Source organism: Sphingomonas canaveralia (assembly GCF_047238125.1).
GTDB lineage: Bacteria > Pseudomonadota > Alphaproteobacteria > Sphingomonadales > Sphingomonadaceae > JBDFMH01.
Genome location: NZ_JBDFMH010000001.1, coordinates 734971 through 753144 on the forward strand (window position 1 = coordinate 734971; position 18174 = coordinate 753144).

General features: G+C 70.9%; 15 protein-coding genes. All 15 read right to left on the reverse strand.

The window, feature by feature from the left end; all coding sequences use genetic code 11:
- Positions 1 to 94: 94 nt before the first annotated feature.
- From ABC347_RS03640 to ABC347_RS03710, 15 genes are read right to left on the reverse strand one after another with little or no spacing between them, the layout of a single operon-like run.
- On the reverse strand, positions 95 to 2845 hold the full coding sequence (locus ABC347_RS03640; RefSeq protein ID WP_413244380.1) for a DUF6519 domain-containing protein: 2751 nt from the start codon (positions 2843 to 2845) through the stop codon (positions 95 to 97).
- A 5-nt stretch (positions 2846 to 2850) separates the two neighbouring features.
- Complete coding sequence (locus ABC347_RS03645; protein WP_413244381.1) at positions 2851 to 4830, reverse strand: hypothetical protein; 1980 nt, start codon at positions 4828 to 4830, stop codon at positions 2851 to 2853.
- Positions 4827 to 7475 (reverse strand): baseplate J/gp47 family protein, encoded by a 2649-nt coding sequence (locus ABC347_RS03650; protein ID WP_413244382.1) that lies wholly within the window; start codon positions 7473 to 7475, stop codon positions 4827 to 4829. The genes ABC347_RS03645 and ABC347_RS03650 overlap by 4 nt, the downstream gene beginning before the upstream one ends.
- Complete coding sequence (locus ABC347_RS03655) at positions 7475 to 9868, reverse strand: baseplate J/gp47 family protein (protein WP_413244383.1); 2394 nt, start codon at positions 9866 to 9868, stop codon at positions 7475 to 7477. Before ABC347_RS03655 ends, ABC347_RS03650 begins: the two co-directional genes overlap by 1 nt.
- Positions 9865 to 10239 carry a GPW/gp25 family protein gene (locus ABC347_RS03660; protein ID WP_413244384.1) on the reverse strand — a complete coding sequence of 125 codons (375 nt, stop codon included), beginning with the start codon at positions 10237 to 10239 and terminating at the stop codon, positions 9865 to 9867. The genes ABC347_RS03655 and ABC347_RS03660 overlap by 4 nt, the downstream gene beginning before the upstream one ends.
- Positions 10236 to 10556, reverse strand: coding sequence for a hypothetical protein (locus ABC347_RS03665; RefSeq protein ID WP_413244385.1), 321 nt, complete (start codon positions 10554 to 10556; stop codon positions 10236 to 10238). Before ABC347_RS03665 ends, ABC347_RS03660 begins: the two co-directional genes overlap by 4 nt.
- A complete protein-coding gene (locus ABC347_RS03670; RefSeq protein ID WP_413244386.1) occupies positions 10556 to 11068 on the reverse strand; it encodes a phage baseplate assembly protein V in 513 nt (170 codons plus the stop codon). Before ABC347_RS03670 ends, ABC347_RS03665 begins: the two co-directional genes overlap by 1 nt.
- On the reverse strand, positions 11065 to 12204 hold the full coding sequence (locus ABC347_RS03675; RefSeq protein WP_413244387.1) for a hypothetical protein: 1140 nt from the start codon (positions 12202 to 12204) through the stop codon (positions 11065 to 11067). Before ABC347_RS03675 ends, ABC347_RS03670 begins: the two co-directional genes overlap by 4 nt.
- The gene (locus ABC347_RS03680; protein ID WP_413244388.1) at positions 12197 to 12559 is read right to left on the reverse strand and encodes a LysM domain-containing protein; all 363 of its coding nucleotides are present in this window, start codon (positions 12557 to 12559) and stop codon (positions 12197 to 12199) included. The genes ABC347_RS03675 and ABC347_RS03680 overlap by 8 nt, the downstream gene beginning before the upstream one ends.
- Positions 12556 to 13209, reverse strand: coding sequence for a hypothetical protein (locus ABC347_RS03685; protein ID WP_413244389.1), 654 nt, complete (start codon positions 13207 to 13209; stop codon positions 12556 to 12558). Before ABC347_RS03685 ends, ABC347_RS03680 begins: the two co-directional genes overlap by 4 nt.
- On the reverse strand, positions 13206 to 14291 hold the full coding sequence (locus ABC347_RS03690; RefSeq protein WP_413244390.1) for an eCIS core domain-containing protein: 1086 nt from the start codon (positions 14289 to 14291) through the stop codon (positions 13206 to 13208). The genes ABC347_RS03685 and ABC347_RS03690 overlap by 4 nt, the downstream gene beginning before the upstream one ends.
- The gene (locus tag ABC347_RS03695; RefSeq protein WP_413244391.1) at positions 14288 to 14518 is read right to left on the reverse strand and encodes a PTS sugar transporter subunit IIB; all 231 of its coding nucleotides are present in this window, start codon (positions 14516 to 14518) and stop codon (positions 14288 to 14290) included. The genes ABC347_RS03690 and ABC347_RS03695 overlap by 4 nt, the downstream gene beginning before the upstream one ends.
- Entirely contained in the window at positions 14515 to 16371 is a 1857-nt protein-coding gene (locus ABC347_RS03700; RefSeq protein ID WP_413244392.1) for an ATP-binding protein, read from the reverse strand. Before ABC347_RS03700 ends, ABC347_RS03695 begins: the two co-directional genes overlap by 4 nt.
- Positions 16368 to 17630 (reverse strand): Pvc16 family protein, encoded by a 1263-nt coding sequence (locus tag ABC347_RS03705; protein WP_413244393.1) that lies wholly within the window; start codon positions 17628 to 17630, stop codon positions 16368 to 16370. Before ABC347_RS03705 ends, ABC347_RS03700 begins: the two co-directional genes overlap by 4 nt.
- Positions 17627 to 17827, reverse strand: coding sequence for a hypothetical protein (locus ABC347_RS03710; protein WP_413244394.1), 201 nt, complete (start codon positions 17825 to 17827; stop codon positions 17627 to 17629). The genes ABC347_RS03705 and ABC347_RS03710 overlap by 4 nt, the downstream gene beginning before the upstream one ends.
- Positions 17828 to 18174: the final 347 nt, after the last annotated feature.

Here is an 18174-nt window from a genome sequence, read left to right on the forward strand (position 1 = left end):
CGAGCGGACTCGAAGAGACCGCCTTCCACAAACCGAAGAGCTCTACCAAGAGACGCCCACGCGATTTGCATCAGGCACCGCGGCCGCCCGCACGTCAAGCCCAGTTGTTCGTGATCCGGCCGTTGACGAAATCCGGGACCGGGTCGGCCGCGCTCTCCAGCAGATTGTCGGCGACCGTCCAGAACGGCTTGCGAGGAATTGGCGGCACAGGCACGACCAGCACGCCGGTTCGCAAGCCGCTGACATGATTGTCGCGTATCGTTAGCATCCGCCCGAGCGTGCCGTAGACCCGAATACCTTCGCCCACGATCGGCTTCTTAATGTCCGCCACCGCGATGCTGTTCGCCAGGATGCGGGTCTCATCCGCATTGCCGACGAACAGGCCGACGAGCGCGCCATCACCTTTGCCCGGCAACGTCACACGGTTGCCTCTGAGCGTCACCCGACCGATGCTGAGCCGTTCGGAGCGCGGTGCCTGACGGCTGATCGCAACGCGGATCCCGGCGCGGCAGCCCTCGACCTCGTTATCCGATACGCACACCTCGCGTGCGGCTGCGCCGGCCACCACCAGCCCTGCGGCTGGCGCACCACGACGCACACTGCCGGTCGCACCCGCATACCAATCCTCGAACGGCTTGCCGCCGCCGCGCCCGCGCGCCTGATCGAGCTTGCGTTTGCGCTTGGCGATGTCCGCCGCCAGCACGCGCGTGGAACGGAAATTTCCCCGCTCGCGATAGAGCGCCTGCCACGCATCGACGAGCGGTTCGGGCACCTGCACCTTGGCGGTGATCGCTCCCGCCGTAATCGTCGTCTCGACATAACCGTCCGGCGGCGCGAGCTTGCCTCGCGATGCCGCGCGCTCACGCCCGGCTTCAGCGATGGTTCGCGGCCAGAGCAGGATCGCGCGCGGTTTGCCGGGCCGCGCTGTGCCGCGCACCGCTGGCGCGGCCAGCACGCGATTGCCCGCGATTTCGCTCGTCCGCGCGCCCGAAACCAGCAATCCGGTGCCATCGGTCCCCGCCACCAGCGTGCAGTCGCGCACCCGTGCGAGGGACATCAGCGGTATGCCCGTCTCGTTGAGCCCGCCGTGCAGGCGCAGGCATGAGGCAGGCGCGCCGCCCGCGGCGCGTGCATCGATGCTCGTGATCGTCACCGTGCCGCAATCCCGGGTGGTGATCGCGCCGAGTATGCCGATGCCGTCAAGGCGACCGGTCTCGGCCTTGCCGGCAGTGACGGCAAGCGCGGTCACTTCTACGCTGGCCCAATGGCTGAGGATGAGCGCCGCCTCGCCACCGGCAAGGAGGCGCGTGGCGAGACCGCATCCGGTGATGCGCAGATTGCCGGTTCCGCCGCCATCGAGGACCAGGGGCTTGGACAGTCGATACTCGCCTGCGCTCAGACAGATCTGCAGCTGCCGATCCGCGGGCATCCGCTCGGCGAGTGGTGCGAGGTCCTCGCCCGCGGCGACGGTGATGGTGCAGCCGCAGCCATCGCCGCGATCGGCCGGCCAGTGCTGGCGGCAATCCTCGATGCCTTGGGCCGACACGATGGCTAGCCGGGCATAATGCCGGTGCGGGCCATGCGGCGCGGCATGGTCGAGGGGGTCGACCGAAGCGTCGGCGGCGCGCGCAGCGAACAGCCACCAATCACCCGTGCGAAAGGCATCGCCGCCGTCGAGCGCGAAGGCGACGCTGATGCCGTCTTCCAGCGCGACCGCCGTCCCGGCCACAGGGATGGTGATGTCCCCGGCCGCGCCGGGGGCGTCCAGATCGTCGATGAGGCCGCCATCGTCCCGAAGCACACGGCCCGCCTGATCCCACCGGCGCAGCAGCGTTCCCGGTGCTGCGATGCCATCCGCAGGGATGTGGGTCGCCGGCAGCGGTGCGGACAACGTGACCGTCGCAGTCGCCGCTTCGACGCCGCCCGCCGGCGCGATCCGGCGCAGCACACCCGGCTCGCCGGCAAGCGCCCGCCCGGGATCGGAGAACTCGACCCAATCCCCCGCGCGCAGGCCGAGCCGCTCATCGCGACCAAGCGAATCGAGCACGAGCCGACTGCCGCCACCTTCGATCCGGGCCACGCGCACCGCGACGCTGCCATTGTCGCGCGACCATTTGAAGCTTGCGGTCCCGATCGGGCCGCCCCGATGCACCTCGACCCGGTAGAGCTGGTTCTCCAGCCCGCGATAGCCACCCGCGGGCGGCACGAGACAGGGATCGCTGACCGGCGTCACCTCGGTCGTGCCAACTGTGAGCCGCGCGGGCGATGGCGCGGTGAGCGCTGCCCAGGCGGGTGCATCGGCCGCCGCCGCGCAGCTTGCGCCGCCGATGTCGGCCGCGCGCACGCGCCACACCGTCTGTAGCCGGGCCGCTGTGTCGACGCCGACTGCGGGCTCGATCAGCTCAGGCGCCTCCAGATAGGTGACCTCACGGCGCCAGACCTCGAGATAGACGAGCATCGCCCCGACTGTCGTCACCGGCGGGGGCGCGTCGGCCCAAGGTTGATCGGTCCACGGCATCGGCCCGCCGCCGCGCCATTCGGCAAGTGCGGGATCCCACTGCGCCGCGCCGCTCCCGCGATTTTCGGCGACGAGCCCGTCGACATACAGCCGACCCGGCCCGATCGTGAAATCGGTTCCGGTCCGATCGATCCGGAACGCATCGGGGGTCGCCGCGGGAACGATCGCGCGGCCGGCCAGGTCGATCGCAGCGGCGCGGAGGCGACGGTCGAGGATCGCCGCCTGCTCGTTCCAATCCGCGTCGAGCTGGACCCGGCCCTGTTGCATGACGACGCCGGCATAGTCGCGCTCGGCGCGAAACGTATCGCGGCTGATGTCGGCGCTCATCGGGACTATCCTTCCGTGACCTGGACGATGCCGATCTCGATCCCGGCCGGGACCTGTTCGGCGAGGCGGATGGCGAGGTTGGCGAGCCGGCGGGTCGCGCCGACATGGTTGAAGGCGCCGGGTTCGCCCTCGTCGCTGGCGGCGGTGGCGAGCGGGCTGCCCGCGGGCAGGTCGAGCCGCGCATAGAGCGGATGGCCGTAGCGGAGCGAGGCGGTGGCGGGCACCGCCCGGTCGTCGCCATCGGGCAGGCAGCGGAACCGGCGCGGCACGCGGGCATCGGCCGGCAGCCAGCTGAAACGGACGCACCCTTGCTGGCGTCGTTCGACGGACACGGCCGGGCTGGCGCCGGTCGCGATCAGCAGGCAATCCTCGACGGTATCGATCGCCGCCACCGCCACACGGCCGATCACCGTCGTGCGACGCAGGCCGATCGTGCCGCCTTCCAAGGCGACCAAATCGAGCGCCGTGGCATCGATGATCGTGTCCGTCGCCGACAGCGTCGCATGGCGATCCAGCAGGACGGGGCCGAGAATCGTGCGCTCGATCGTGACGGCCGTGCCGCCACTCGAAACCGTCAGGCTGGGTGCGCCGGGATCGCCTGGCGCGCTATCCGGCAGCAGGGTACGGCCGGGGACCAGCGTGGCGTCGCGCAGCCATAGTCGTGCGAGCGCGTTGCCGGTGCGGTCGGGCGAGACGATATCGCCGGCTAACAGCACGCCGTCCAGCCCGAACCCGCTGTCGGGGCCGCCGGTCACCACCATCGTCTCGGGGCTGACGAGCAGTGGTCGATAGCCCTCTTCGGCAACGATCCGAAGCTGCCCCCCGTCGGCAACGGCAATCTCGGCGGGCAGCGTATGGCGCCCATTGTCGGTGAGGAGCACCGTGCCGTTGCCGCCCAGCAGTTGGAGCGCCTCGTCGATCGTCGACGCTTGCGGCCCCGGCACCGCCACCACCATCCCCTCGATCGCAGGGATACGGGCATATTCGCCGCCGCCGATCGCCGCGGTGAAGCCTTCGTGCCACCGCATCGTCACCGACTTGCCGGCATCTTCGATGGGCAGCATGATGCGCCCGAGCGCCGGATCGAGCGCGATCCCGTCGGCCGGGTCGTGCGCCCAGTCTTCCAGTCGGCAGGCGCGAATGCGGTCGGCGGGCACCGCGGCCCCGTCGATACTGAGTTCGACGCCCAGCAGCTGCCCATCGGCATCGCGCCCGTAAAGGGCTGGCGCTCCGCTCGAAAGATCGCGGGCGAGTTCGCGGAGGCCGATCGGTCCGGGTGCGGCCAGCGGGCCGGCGAGCGTGGCAATCGAGGCTTCCGACTGCCCGCGATGCCAGAGCGGGGTATCGCAGCCCAGCGGATTGACCAGCAACCGCCGATCATCGAGTGCGACCGCCGGAGTGTCCGTTCGGGCAAAGCCATCGACCGGCCACACGAACACCGCGACGTTGGAAATGTTGTGACGGCCACGGCCGCTAGCGATCCGCCGCACGTCGATCGTCCGCGGCAGCCGATCGAACGGCGTGCCCGCCGCCCCGCAGGCCGCGACGTTCCGGACGGAAGCAGTGGCCGGCCGATCGCGCTCGACATGGTTCAGCCATTGGGTGCGCGCGAGGCTGCGGAAGAACTCGACGCCATGCGCGGCCCAGCCGGTCGCGTCGCGCGCCGCCGCCTCGATCGCCGCCAGCGTCCCCTTGCGCCGCCGCAACGCGATCGTATGCGCGACTTCGGCACGCGCCAGCGCTTCGTTGCCGGCCGGCGCGCGCAGCGGGCGATATCCGACCAGCGCGCCGAGATAGGGGATCGCCCAGTCGGCGGCCGTCTCGATGAACAGATCGTCCGACAGCTGCTCGACATCCTCCTCGATGATCGCCAGCTCGCGGCCGATCGCGGCCAGCAGCGCGCGCAGCGGCTCGCCGGCCTCGCCGTCACGCAGGCGGTGGATCGCTGGGAGTAGCGCATAGAGCATGTCGGGATCGGCGCTCATGCGATCAGCTCCACGGTCGGCGGCGCGGCCGGCAGCAGCAACTCGGCCGGCAGCGGCAGCGCATCGCGCGAGACTGCCGGCAGACGTGCGAAGAGACGCGGGACGACGGTTGCCGGTGCGCCATCCAAGTGAAGCGCCAACAGCACGACCGATGTCACCGATGCGGACGTGCGGTGAAGCAGTGCCGCCACCGCATCGGCCGTGACCGGTTGCCCGAAATCGCGCGCATTAAAGCCATGCGCATCCGCCAGCGCGGTGGCGAGGCGTGGCAGCTCGACAGCGGGGTCGGCATCATTGGAAAGTCGCACCCCGGCCTTAAGACGAAAGCGTCGCGGCTGGTAGCCGGCGACGCGCAGGGGCAGGTTGGGATCGCCATATTGCGCGAGCATCTGATGCAGCGATCGCGCCAGTGCCGATCCCGGCGAGACCTCCGCGCCTCCTTCGCCGGCGACACTCACCAGCACGCCGCGGCCCGGTCCGATCGGAATCCAGTCGGCACGTGCCTTGGCGATCCCCGCGAAAGATCTGGCCAGATCGCCATAATCCTCGACGCTGACCGCCCGTTCCAGCGTGCGCGTATGGAGGGGGGCGTTGGCGCGCGCGGTGCCGATCGGCTCGCCAGCAGCGCCTCCGGCCGCTGGGGCAGGATTGGAGACCTCCGACACGCCGAGTGGCCGGGTGAGCAATGTCGTGACCTGTCCGGCCGCGATGGGATCACCCGACTGCGCCCGCGCATATCGCGCCCGGATATTGTCGCGGCCAGCGGGCGGAATCGCGCCCTCGATGCCGTCACCGAACAGGATGATCGTGCGTCCCTCGCCATCCTCGGCGGTCGCGAAGACGCGGTCGGTGGCGGTCTGGCCGGCCAGGCTGGGGACCTCGCGCCACAGCAGGTCGTTGACCCGTACCTCGAGCGTCGATGCGCGCCCGTCCGGCGTGGGGGCGGGCCGGTGGGCGAGGGGGTTCTGTCGCAATACGAAGCGCTGGTCGGGCCGGCCGCTGGAGCCGCCGAGGGTTTCGGACACTGTCTCGCCCGCGAAAGCGGAGGTGACATTGGCGTTGATCCGCACGCTCGCGCGATCGAGCGGCACGGCCAGCGGTGCGTCCAGGCGCAGCTCGCCACCCTCCTGGCCCGCGACCAGAGCCGCGAGCGTGATCATGGGTGCCGTGTCTGGCGCAAGGGCGGAGGCGATGGCGGCCTTCGCGACCAGCGCGACGCCGGCGATCCCGCCGGCGTCGATCGCATCGATCGCGAGCGCAGGTTGGCCCTTGATCGCCACCGCGCGCGGCAGCGCGGTGAGCGCGAGCAGTTCGCCACTAATCAGCTTGCGCCCCGCCGCGCCGGGCGCGGTGAAGACGCCGCCGTTGCTAGTGATGCGAACATGCGCGCGCTTGCCGGATATGGCGATCCGCCGCCCGGCCGGCAGATCGCACCCGGCGGATCCCAGTCGCAGCCGGTCACCGTCGAGCAAGGAGGCGAGCGGTCGCGGGGCAGGCTGGAGCGGCACGCTTCCAGCCAGCACGCTCGTGGCTCGCAGCGGGAAGCCGGCATCATCGAGATCGGCGCCGTTATCCGGCATCACCCGGGTGACGCGGGCGGAGAGCCCGAAATCGGCGCGGGCGGCCGTCTCGACGCCCGTGACGCGGTAGAGGCCGATCCGCCTGTCGGAGCTCAGCACCACCCAGCTGCCGGGAACGACGTTCTGATACGCCGCATCCAGATCGAACCGGTTGGGCTTGGACTTGCCGGGCTGGATGGTGAAGTTGACCCACTCGCCATTGGCGATGAGCCCCGGCGGCAGCCCGTCGCGCACGAACAGCGTCGCCTGCGGGGCGGCGCCGCCAAACAGTCCGGCCCGCAGGCGTAGCGCATGCACGCTGGCGCCAGCACCGCTCGCCCAGCGCGTGCCGAGTGGGGTGCGCCACGACACCTTGGTCTGCCGGCCGGCCGGATCGACCGCGACGGCATCCACGATCCGCAGGTCCCAGCGGGTGGCGGCGACATCGGTCAATCGCTCGTCGCCGACCAGCAGGATGGCGTCTCCGCGTGCCAGTCCGGTCGAAACACCTTCCAGCCATAGCGCGGTGTCGTCCGGCTGCGGTCGCCAGGGCGCGCCGGGGGCGAGCGCGATCGCATTCCAGTCGGCGCGCACCGCGAGAGCGGCGACGGTCTCGAAGGTCTGCGCGGTCTGGCCCGCACCGGGCACGCTCTGCGCGCGTGTTCCGGCCGGCACCACTGTCACGTCGTGGCCCTGCACGGTGAATGCCAGGTCCAGTCCGGCCGCCACGCCGGGCGCGGCGCGATAGCCAGTCAGCGCGGCGAGCGACGCCACCGATCGCGGCTCCACAGCGGTCGGCAGGAAGCCTTCGCTGGCGATCCGCTCGGCGTAGAAGGCCAGCACGTCCAGCATCCCGGCGGCGGCATCGCATAGCGCGATCGCCGGATCGTCGCTGGTCCGAGCAGTCAGCCCGCGCGCGCGGGGATCAACGGTCAGGCTCGCCCGCATCGATGTCAGGAAGCGCGCGTGCGTGCCTGCGCGCCGCTCGATCGCGGTCAGCCCCGGCAGGACGGTGCGGGCCAAGGGCGTTGCCAGCGACAGGCCGGCACAGCAGTCGCAATCGCAGCCATCGGCACAGTGGACCATCACCGCCCTCCGCGCAGATCGAGCGCGACGGGTGTATCCAGCCGGGCAATCTCAAGCGGCCCAAACCGCAATATCGCGCTGGCAAGCGGCTGCAGATCGTCGACGGCGTCGGCGCGCGCGAACCGGGTGACTTCCACCGATACGACGCCCGGCACCCCGCGCGCCGCCGCCAGTATCGGCGAAAGCGGGATCGCCTGGCCGAAGCTCAGCCGATCCGGATGGAACAGCGCCACCCGCCCGTCGGCCGCGATCCCGCTGCCGAGCGCCTTCGCGAGCCCTGCCGCCACCTGCGGCCGCAACGCGCCGTCCGCCACGCACACCAGCAGCGATACCAGGATCGGCACCGGCACGCCGTCGCCGATCGCCAGATCGCGTCCGGCCAGCCGCAACCGGTCGAGCGCGGCCAGCGCCGCCGCACGTGCCGGCGGATCGGGGGGATCGCCGCCTTGCCGGTCGAGCGCGACGAAGGTCGTTCGCCAGCTACCCGTCCACCGGCTCGATGCCGCCGCAAGGGTTACGGCAGGGAGCCGCGCCCCGGCTGCCTCCCAGTCGGCAAGCGTCACCGCGCGCTCCTGCCGGCGAAAGGCTTCGGGAGCGCGGCGGCGGATCTGCGCGGCGCTCTCGGGCGCGGTACCGCCATGCGCGGCAAGTGGGTTGCGCGCGCCCGCCAGTCGCGGATCGGCCGAGACAACGTGACGGATCGCCTCTGCCCCGACATTGCCGGCGATCCCGCCGCCGACGCGGTAATGTGCGCTGAACGTGGTGCCGCTTGCCGGCCGCCGGCCGTAGCGGTCGTCCCCGAACCGCAGCACCGCGTGCCCGTCATCGTCGATCTCCGCGACCAGATGGCGGTCGGCACTTTCCGAGAGCAGCAGGTCGGGCTGCGCGGTCCAACGCTCGCCGGCATCGTCGGTCAGCAGCATCGCCGGCCGCGCAAGGCCATCACCGCCGGCCCGGTGGACCAGCGGCCCGTGCGCCAGCACCGGTCGATAGCGCGGCGGGATAGGGCGGGGCGGGGCATCGGCGCAGCGATCGGCAGGTTCGGGCGGCATGGTCAGCCACGGCTCAGGCACGGGCGGCAGCGGCTCGTCGCGCACCGTCCGGCCGTGGACGGCGCGCACCAGATTGCCGCGTGCGACCGCGACCGGCTGATTTCGCGCAGCATCGGTGCCGAGGCACAGTGCGAACGGCAGCGCCTGCGCCGGTTCCCATGCGATCTCGGTCACCTCAAGTGGAGGATCGGGCAGGGGATCGACGAGCGGTTCGGTGCCGTCGAAAGCGCGCACTGCGGTGAGCCGGACGGCGTGGCGGCGCGACGGATCGGCATCGGCGGCACGACCCGTTACGGCATCCAGCACTTCTTCCAGGATGAGCCAGTCGCCCGATCGCAGCGCAGGATAATGGCCGACCAGTGTCGCCGAGGTGGCCCCGGCGGCCAGACAGCACCGGCCATCGCCCCAGTCATGCAGCGGCATCGCGTGATGATCTGGGTCAAGCCGCACGCTGCCAAGCGCGGTGTCGAGGGCATCGCGGCCTTCGTCATCGACCGGTTCGAACCAGATCGGAGCGCCGCCACCGGTGGCAAGCGCCACGCCGGCGAGCGGGATATCCTGCGCCGGCAGCCCATCCGCCAGCCGAAGCTGCACAAGCGCTTCCGCCGCCCGGCCTTCGTCGATCCGGTAATCGACGAGCAGAGCATGGCGGCGCAGCGAGATGCGGTGGCGCGCGGTGCCGAGATAGGCTTCCTGCGCAACCGCGTCCTGCCGCCACGAAAGCGCATCCCCCGCATAAGCGAGCAGTTCGGCAAGGGTCACGCCGAGATCGGCGGGCGAGCGGCCCTCCCAGCCCGGCAACAGCGCCCGCATGCGATCCAGCATCAATCGTCTGAAACCAGTATAGTCGCGCGCCAGCGTATCAAACGGGATGGCAGGCGGCGGCGGCTTGTTCTCTGAACAGCCAGGCGCCACGCAATCTGCATCGCCAGAACAGTCGACCTTGAAGGAGAAGGCGATCGCTGCCAGCCGTGGATCGAGGCCTGCAGGCGGCCGATCGTCTCCCAGCCCCCGGTGCAGGCGCAACTCATACGGCGCGTTGCCGCCGGGCCGGTCCGTCCACACCACGAGGTTGCGGTCCGGATCGAGGCCGAGCGGGCCCAGTGCGGGCACATCGGCAGGGCGGGAGACTGCCGTCACCGAGACGGCTGGCGCGCCGGTGATCTGGGCAAAAGGCAGCTCGGCCAGCGGCTTCAGCATATGGACGACCAGTAGCTGCTGCCGTGCGATGCCCGGCGGTGCATCCCGGTCCAGCACGTCCAGCCATTCGATGCCGTTCAGCAACGGATGGTCGGCCACGCGCGCGCGGCGCGTCTCGTCGCAGCAAAGATAGCGGGTCATCCCACGCCCCCCGGTGCGACCGCGAACGCCTCCGTCAGCAACCGATCGTCGGCCAGCAACCGGTAGCGCAGGGCGACACGTAGCTCGGCATCGGACGCCTCGACATCCAGCCCCTCCACCGCGATCAGATCGGCCAGATGGCGCTGCAGCGCGGTGGCGATCAGCATCCGTGCCGCCGCAGCCAGTTCCAAGCTGTTCGGTGCGAACACCAACTGCAGCACTCCGCAGCCGAAATCAGGCCGCATCGGCCGTTCGCCCGGACTGGTGAACAGGATCTGCTCGATCAGCCCGCGTACCCATTGCGCATGATCGGCGGCGCGCGTGCGGCCGCTGCCGTCGAACCCGAGCGGAAAGGCGAAGGCGCCGTTCATATCGCCGTCACCCGGGGTTGGGCGCCAGCCACGACCAGCGGCACCGCGTTGGGCACGGTCACGGCCTGGCTGTCCAGCAGCAGCAGCGGCTGGCCGAGCGACGTCACGCGCGCCGCCGCCGACACGAATTGTGCGGAAACGCACGGCAACGGCGCCCCGGCGACGTTGAACGGGCATCCCGCCACCAGCCACGGCGCGGTAACGGTCACTACCGGCTGGCCGCTCACCAATACGCGCACGTTGGGTGCCGTGGGCTGCGCGCTGCCGCCATGCACGCAGCTGACGATCGCACCCTGGTGGAGCAGCGGGCCCGGCATCACGTGACCACCAGCGCGCCGGAGTTGATCGTCACGCTCGGCCCGGCCAGCACGATGCTGGCACCTTTGCCGTTCTGGATGGTGATGCCGGTGTCGTTGACGGTGATGGTCGCACCGGTCCCGCTTTTCAATACGATGCCGCCGGTCGGGCCGGGCAGGTCCGATATGGTCAGGCCGTTCTGCAGCGGCGTCTGCAACGTGATCGCGGGCACGCCGGGCGGGGTCGCTGCGGCAAGCGTGGGCAGCTCGGCAGCGCTGCCCCAGAAACAGCCGCTCCAGATCGGGCGGTCCGGGTCGCCAGCCTCGAATTCCACCCACACGCCCGCACCGGGCGGCGGCACCGCGACCATGCCGGTCTGGATGCCGGCGACGGGCACGCACGGCATCGCCCAGCTCAACGGCGCGAGCCCGCTGACGTCGGGCGCTTGCACCTGCAGCCGCCCGATACCAAGCGGATCGACATTGTTCAGCACCACGCCGCGATGCTTGCCGAAGAAGCGCCCGCCGCTCACGCCGCCACCCGATCGACCGTGGGGATCAGCCCATTGCGCGTAAGCCGGAAATTCTGGCGGAAACTGCCGCGGGTCAGCGTCGTGGTGACCGAGGCGACGAACCACAGCCCGTCATAGGCGATGCCGACCCCGCGCAGCCCGACCAGCCCGCGCGCGCGCAGCGGCTGGCCATAGCGCAGCACGTCCAGCGATCCCTCGGCCTCCGCGGCGTCCTGACTGCGCGAAGCCGCGGCGATGCCCGCCATGATCGCTTCGGCAGGGCTCAGCCCGGCTGTGTCAGGTAGCGGCGTCACCCGCGCGACCGGCGTCGGCAGCAGCCCCAGCGGCGGCTGAAGCGGGTTCAGCGCGGGCACGGGCAGCGGGATCGGCGCGCGGGTCGTCTGGTTCTGGATATAAACGATCGGCAGCACGCCGCGGCTGGGATCGAAGCGCAGGCGCAGCTCCTCGACATTGGTCAGCGAGTCCATGTCGACGTTCAGCGCGGGTTGCGGGATGCCCAGCTTCAGTTCCGGCCCGAAATAGGCGACCGATGTCGCGGGCACCGGTGTCGGCTCGATATAGAAGACATAGCCGCAATCGCGTGCCAGCTGCTGTAGATAACCGAGGTCGGTGCCTTTGTGCGCAGGCACGCGATCGACGGGCACGGGCACGTCGGGCAGCAGCGGCGGGATCGGCAGCGGCACGATCCCGAACGCGGCATAGCGCGCACAGATCAGCGCGACCCGCGCCGGGATCGGCATCGCCGGATAGGGCAAGCCGGAAAAATCGACGCGGTCCATCACTGCGCTCAGATCATCGCCGGTGATGACGATCCGGCCAGGTTCCCCGGGGCTGCCGGCAACGACTTCGGCATGCGCCATCACGCCATCGAACAGCGGTACCGGGGCGCCACCCATCATCGCCAGGATCAGCACCCGCAGCGGCGGTGTCGCCGGGCTCACCGCGCCGCCGGTTGCGAGCAGGAGGAGGGTATTGAGTTCGGACCTGCGGTCGATCGCAAGCGTGATCTGGAAGCCGCTGGGCCCGCCCGAGGCCGTCGTGATCTCCACCTTCTCGACCGCTTCGATCACGAGACGCGGTGCCGGCAGCGGCACGATCGGGCCGATCATCAGCATCAGCCGAACCGCCTCAATCATCGTCCGCGGCCTCCAACCCGGCAGGCAGAGTGAGACGCACCGTCGATCCGGGGGCCGCAGTCAGCGCGGCCGGATCCGAAACCCCGTTGGCATCCGCCAGCCGCCACCACGACAGCGGATCGCCCAGGTGCCTCGCTGCGAGCAGATCGGGGCGGTCGCCCGCTTGCGTGCGCACGGTGGCGAGCGTCGTCAGGTCCGCCGGATCCGGCAGCGGCCGCCGCAGCGAATAGCGGTGGGTACTTCCGTCCGGCGCGGTCCACGTGGCGGTCGCGACGCCATGGTAGCGGCTGCCGGCCGGATAGGCCGCAACGTCGAGCGCATTGGCCTGGCGGAATGCATCGATCGGGTCGCTCACGGCACCGCTCCCAGCCCGAGCGCGTCGAGCGGCCGGCCGGGCGCGGATCGCGCCAGCTCCTCCTTGACCTTGAGATAGCCGAGATGGAGCGCTGCGCCCCGGTGCCGCGCACCGAGCTCGTCGGGACCGAGCACTGCCATCGCTATCGTCACCGTCGCGCGGATCGGGTTCAGGCGCGGATCGAACGCTTCCTCGACGATCGACAGGTCGGTGATCCGCACCGGCGCGACCCGGCGGCCACCCCAGACGAACAGCGCCAGCGGTGCCTCGATTGGCGCGACCTCCAGCATCCCGAGATCGGCGAGCCGGCGACGGTCCTCGAGTTGGCCGGTGGTGGGATGCAGCAGCAGTTCGAGCGCGGAAAGCTGTGGCTGCAATCCATCGGCGACCACTGCCGGGAAGCTTGCCGGCACCTCCAGCTGGTCGGCCGCATCGAGCACCGCTTCGAGCTGGTAACGCTCCACCGCGGGTCCGCGCAGCCGGAGCGGACCGCCCCGGCCAGGCGTGTCGCTGGCCCGTGGCTGGAGACTGCGGGTCAGCCGCTCTGGATTATATTGCAGCGCGATGACTTGCCGGACCGCGCCCGACGCGACGTCGATCTGGACGATGCCGGCCTTCAGCACGCGCGGCGATGTCGACAGGCCGGTCACCGTCCGGTGCCTTGGGACTGCACGACATGCGCAAGCTCGTGTGCGATTAGACGCCGCCCGGCGGCATTGCCAGGTTGGTAACGGCCGGATGCGAAGGCGAGATGGTGGCCCAGCGCCCAGGCCTTCGCGCCCACCGCCCGCGCCGCCGCCTGGCCGGCGATATCGTCATGCACGCGGACCGCGGCGAAATCGGCCCCGAACCGCCGTTCCATATCCAGCCGCAACCCGGGCTCGAGCGGTCGTCCGGGATCGGCCAGAGCGCGGTCGACGGCGGCAGGCGCGGCATCGGTCGCCGGCGCGCCAGGCTCGGCCGAGCGCTGCAGCTCGCGCAGTTTCAGCTGTAGCTCCGGCGTCGGAATTTGCGGACCGCGATAGCCGGTGGCCGGCCGAGCGGGTGCTGCCGCCGGTAGCGTCAGCGCGGGCCATCGCGCCGCGATCGCGTCGATGTCGACCTCGGGCTGGCGAAGTCGTGCAGCCGCCGCGCGCGCCACTTCACCGACATCGGGGGCGGGGATCGGCCCACGCCACCCCGGCTCGCGCAAGGGCTGCAACCTGGGATCAGGCTCGGCGGCCGTTTTCGGCCTCTCTTCATATGATCCGCCGAAACTGAAGTCGGCAAAGATCGGCCAGCTTGCCGACACGCCCGCGGCGAACTCGCCAGCTCCGTCCAGTCCTTTCAGATTGAGCTTCCAGTCGATCCCCCCGGCCGGGATTTCGGGAATATCGACCGGCGGGTCCTTGCGCGCCACCGCCAGTCCGGTCAGCGCGCTCGCCCCGGCTCCGATCAGCAGCGAACGGCCAAGCATTGTCTCGGTCGCCCATCGCACCGGGCCAAGCTGCTTGATCCGCTGCTTCACCGCCTTGCCCGTTTCCGTCTTGGGCAGCGCCTCGGCCACCTTCTTCGCGCCGTCCTTCAGCTTCTCCTCATCGGTCTTCTCACAGCGCAATGCTGGCCCGGCGCGGCTGAGCGCGGGGGCGCGGCCGGCGAGCACGGCAGCAGCGGCGCGATCGGCTTCGGCCTCCAGCCGATCGTCGCTGCGTGCCGCGGGTATGTCGCGCGCCGGAGATGCTGCCATTCTCATGCGGCAAGCACCTTGGCCAGCGCCTGTCCCGCCGCGCGTCCCAGCGTCGTTGCCTGCCCCGCGGGCGTGGGCGGCAGAGTGACACGGATCATCTCGCGCCGAGCGGGGTGATTGGCGATCCCTGCCTCCATGAGAGCGGCGCGCAACGCGTTCACCAGTGCCGCCTCGTCGATGCCAGCGGCGCCGTGCACGACGAGCCGGTCGATGCGGATTGTGACCCGGCTCATGCCCAGCCTCGCGTTTCGGCGTCGCTCAGCGGACGTTCGCGTTTCGCCGCATCGGCGCGCGCCGCGACAACCATGTCCGCCATCACCGGGGCCCGGCCCGCATCGGCGGCGATGAAGGCGGCATTGAGCGCGATCGTACGGATCGCCCCCCCGGCGACCGCCAGCCGCGCCAGTCGGTCCGGGTCGATCGCGCCGGCCGGCATTCCCGGCGGCAGCACGCGTCGCCAGATCGCCGCGCGGGCGGCTTCGTCGGGGAACGGAAAGGTGATCACGAAGCGCAATCGGCGCAGGAAGGCCGGGTCGATCGCGGATTTCAGGTTGGTCGTCAGGATCGCCAACCCCGCGAACCGCTCAACCCGCTGGAGCAGATAGCCGACCTCCAGATTGGCGTAGCGGTCATGGGCCTCGCGCACCTCGCCGCGCTTGCCGAACAGCGCGTCGGCCTCATCGAACAGCAGCGCCGCCCCCGCATCCTCGGCGGCATCGAACAGCCGGCGCAGATTCTTCTCGGTCTCTCCGATATATTTGCTGACGGTTGCGGACAGATCGACCCGGTAGAGATCGATCCCGAGCGCGTGCGCGATCGCTTCGGCCGCCATCGTCTTGCCGGTGCCGCTTTCGCCCGCGAACAGCGCCGTCACGCCGAGTCCGCGGCCGCCTTGGCTTGCCGCGCCCCAGCCGAGCTCGACTTGCGGCCGTGCCCGCATCTGGGCGATGATCGCATCGATCGACGCGCGCTCGGGCGGCGGCAGTACGAGGTCGTCGAGCGTCGCGCCGCCGCCGATCCGTTCCGCCAGCGAGTCCACCTTGGCGCGGCCGGCGCTCCGGCAGTCCTGGGCCAGCGTCGCGGGATCGCCTGCACCATGCCGGGCGATGGCGGCGGCACCGATGCGATGCCGCAAGGCCAGCGCATCGGCTTCCGCGCCGCGCGCTTCGCCCAACGTCGCGCGCCAAAGCGCCGCGCGCTCCACAGGGCCGGGCAGGTCGATTTCGGCGCGCAGCGATGGCCGGTCGAGCTCGACCGCATCACGCGTCGCGACGATCAGGGGCGCATGGATCGCTTCGGCCAGGCGCAGCGTGGGCGCTGGCAGCGCATCTGGCGCGCGGAGCAGCAACATCGCACCGGTGAGCGCCGCCTCCCGATCGAGCAACGCGGTCAGACGCACACGTGCGCCGGGCTCGGCCGGCACTGCATCCGCATCGAGCACAAGCACCACCAGCCCGAATGCACCGGCGAGAGCGCGCGCGGTGTCGGTCAATCCAGCGCGGTCGTCGCCCGACAGCAGAATTGCAGGCAGCCGCTCGCCTGGCGCCACGCCGGCCAGCGCGTTCAGCAATCGCGCCACGGTGTCGGCATGCGCAGCCGCCAGCGGCCCGGGCGGCGCGGGATCGAGCGTGGCGATACCGGCGAGCCGCGGGTCGATCCCGTCGACGCCGAGCAGATAGTGGATCAGACGCTCGTCGATGATCAGCGGCGCGGTGGACAGCGTCGGCCCTTCCTGGGGCATCAGCAAATGCCAGCGACGGAGGGGTCGTGCCGGCGCGATCGCACTCCAATGGGGTTCGGCGAGCGTCGCCAGCGCCAGCGCCAGCGTCGGCCAGCCATCCGCCGCCTCGGCGCGCGCTGCGATCGCCTCGGCAAGTCCGCGGTCGACTTGGTGCCCCACCGCCAGCAGGATCAGGTCGCGTTCGAACGGAGACAGCGCGAACATCGCCGCCATCCGCGCCAACGGCGCGGCCGGATCGGTCTCGACTTCGGCCATCGGGTAATGCTCGCCCGCAAGCGCGGCGACCAGGCGGGCGATGCCGCTGGCCAGTGCGGCGCGTGCCGGATGCGGGTGCATCGCGCTCATGCGATCACCAGTTGCGCATCCGCGCGGAAGGCGGGCGGCTGCGCCGCGCGGTCGACAGGGTCGCTCTCGAACCCGTCGATCACGATTCGCACGACATGCGCACCCGACGGCGGGTCGACGACGGTGAAGGTCGCGCTGGTCGTCGGCGCGGCGGGGCTTTCGGCCAGGCTTTCGCGCCCGTCGAGGAGCAGTGCCAGCGTCTGTCCGGGCCGGGCGGCCGGCGTGAAGGAGATTACGATCGTCGCCATATCGTCGGTCGGTGTCACCGGCCCGGCCGGCAGCGCGGTGAGGGCAGGGCGCACGACCAGCCCCAGCCGATTGCTCGCCCGGCCGTCGGCCGCGACCAGCCACAGCGTGTAGAGCCCCGCCGGGAACATTGCGGCACCCCCGGCGGGTAGGACCAACAGGCGCTCGCGCGGGCTGCTGCCGGCGGCGAGCGGCATCGTTTCGCGTACGCCGAACCGGTCGAACGCCAGCACTGCATGGGTGGCGTCGGTCAGCGCGTCGCCGGTCAGCGTCAGCGTCTCGCCCAATGCCGCCACCGGTCCGCCGGCCGGACCGGCGATACCGGTGAGGCTCATCGTGGCCGCGCTTACGCCCGAGCGCACCGCGAGCGCGCGGCGGAGAACGGGCAGCGGCGCGGAAACCGGGCGGCGCGATTCGATCAGCACCACCGAGGCGATATAGGCTGCGGTCGGCCGATAACTGGTCTGGAGCGACGACCACAGCCGCGCCATTTCCTCGGCGGTCATCGCCGCGGGCTGGATGCGGATCTGTTCGACCTGGTCGGCAAGCCCGGAGTCCGCGAGCGCGCGCTGCGCCGGCGGCAGCGATGTGCCAAGCTGCGGGCCGGGGTTGAGCGCACGGCGGATCTGCTCACGTCGCAGCACCGGCGTCTCGTGGATGAGCTGCATCGCATAGCCCAGCAGCACTTCGGCATGCAGTTCCTCGGCACCATAGGCGGTCAGCAGATAGTGGAGATCGAGCGCGAGCGGCGGGTTGCTGCGTCGTCCCGCGTCGAGCCCGTCGCGCGCTGGCAGGCCGGCATTACGCCAGGCCGGGTTGGGCGTGACCTGATGGAGGAACAGGTTGAGCTGCGATGCCGCCGGTTGGTTGTTCGGCGATACCCGGTCGGGTGGCAATGCGCTGACCTTTACGGTGGCGCCCAATATGCCGGCGGCGTTGCCGTCGATCACGCCATCGGCCAGCAGATCGCGCAGCACCGCGGTCACCCCGGCGATGGCGAGCGCGCTGCTCACGCCTGCCGTTTCGCGGCGAGATAGTCGTCGAGCGACTGGGGCTGGCGACGCAACGATTCCACCGGCGAAGGACTTCGTTCGAACGGTGGCGGCGGAACGGTGAGTTCGACGCGACCGATGACGATGTGGATGTCGGGCGGGGCAGGCGGGACCGTGGGGGCGGCCGCCGCGATCGGCGGGCGTGGTGCCAGCGTCACCGCTGGCGGGGTCGGCGTCGCATGGGGACGGACAGACGAGGGTGCGGCCCAAACGGCCTCCGTTCCGCGCGGCCGAATGGTCGGCGATGCATCGGCTGCGGTGGCCGATCGCCGCCGCGAAACTGGGTTGGGGGATGCCGGGCTGACGGCCCCGTCCGGCGCATCCGCACGGCTCGTCGCGGAAGTTAAAGCCGCGTTCGTCGGGGCTGGGAGCGCCGGATCGGCGCTGCCTTGCAGCGCTGAAGGTCCGGGCCATTGACGCAGCGCCGCTCGCTCGCCCTCCCCACTCGTGAGATCGGCTTCGATTTGCGCGCGGACCTTCGGAGCAGTTGCCCCAGTCCTTTTAT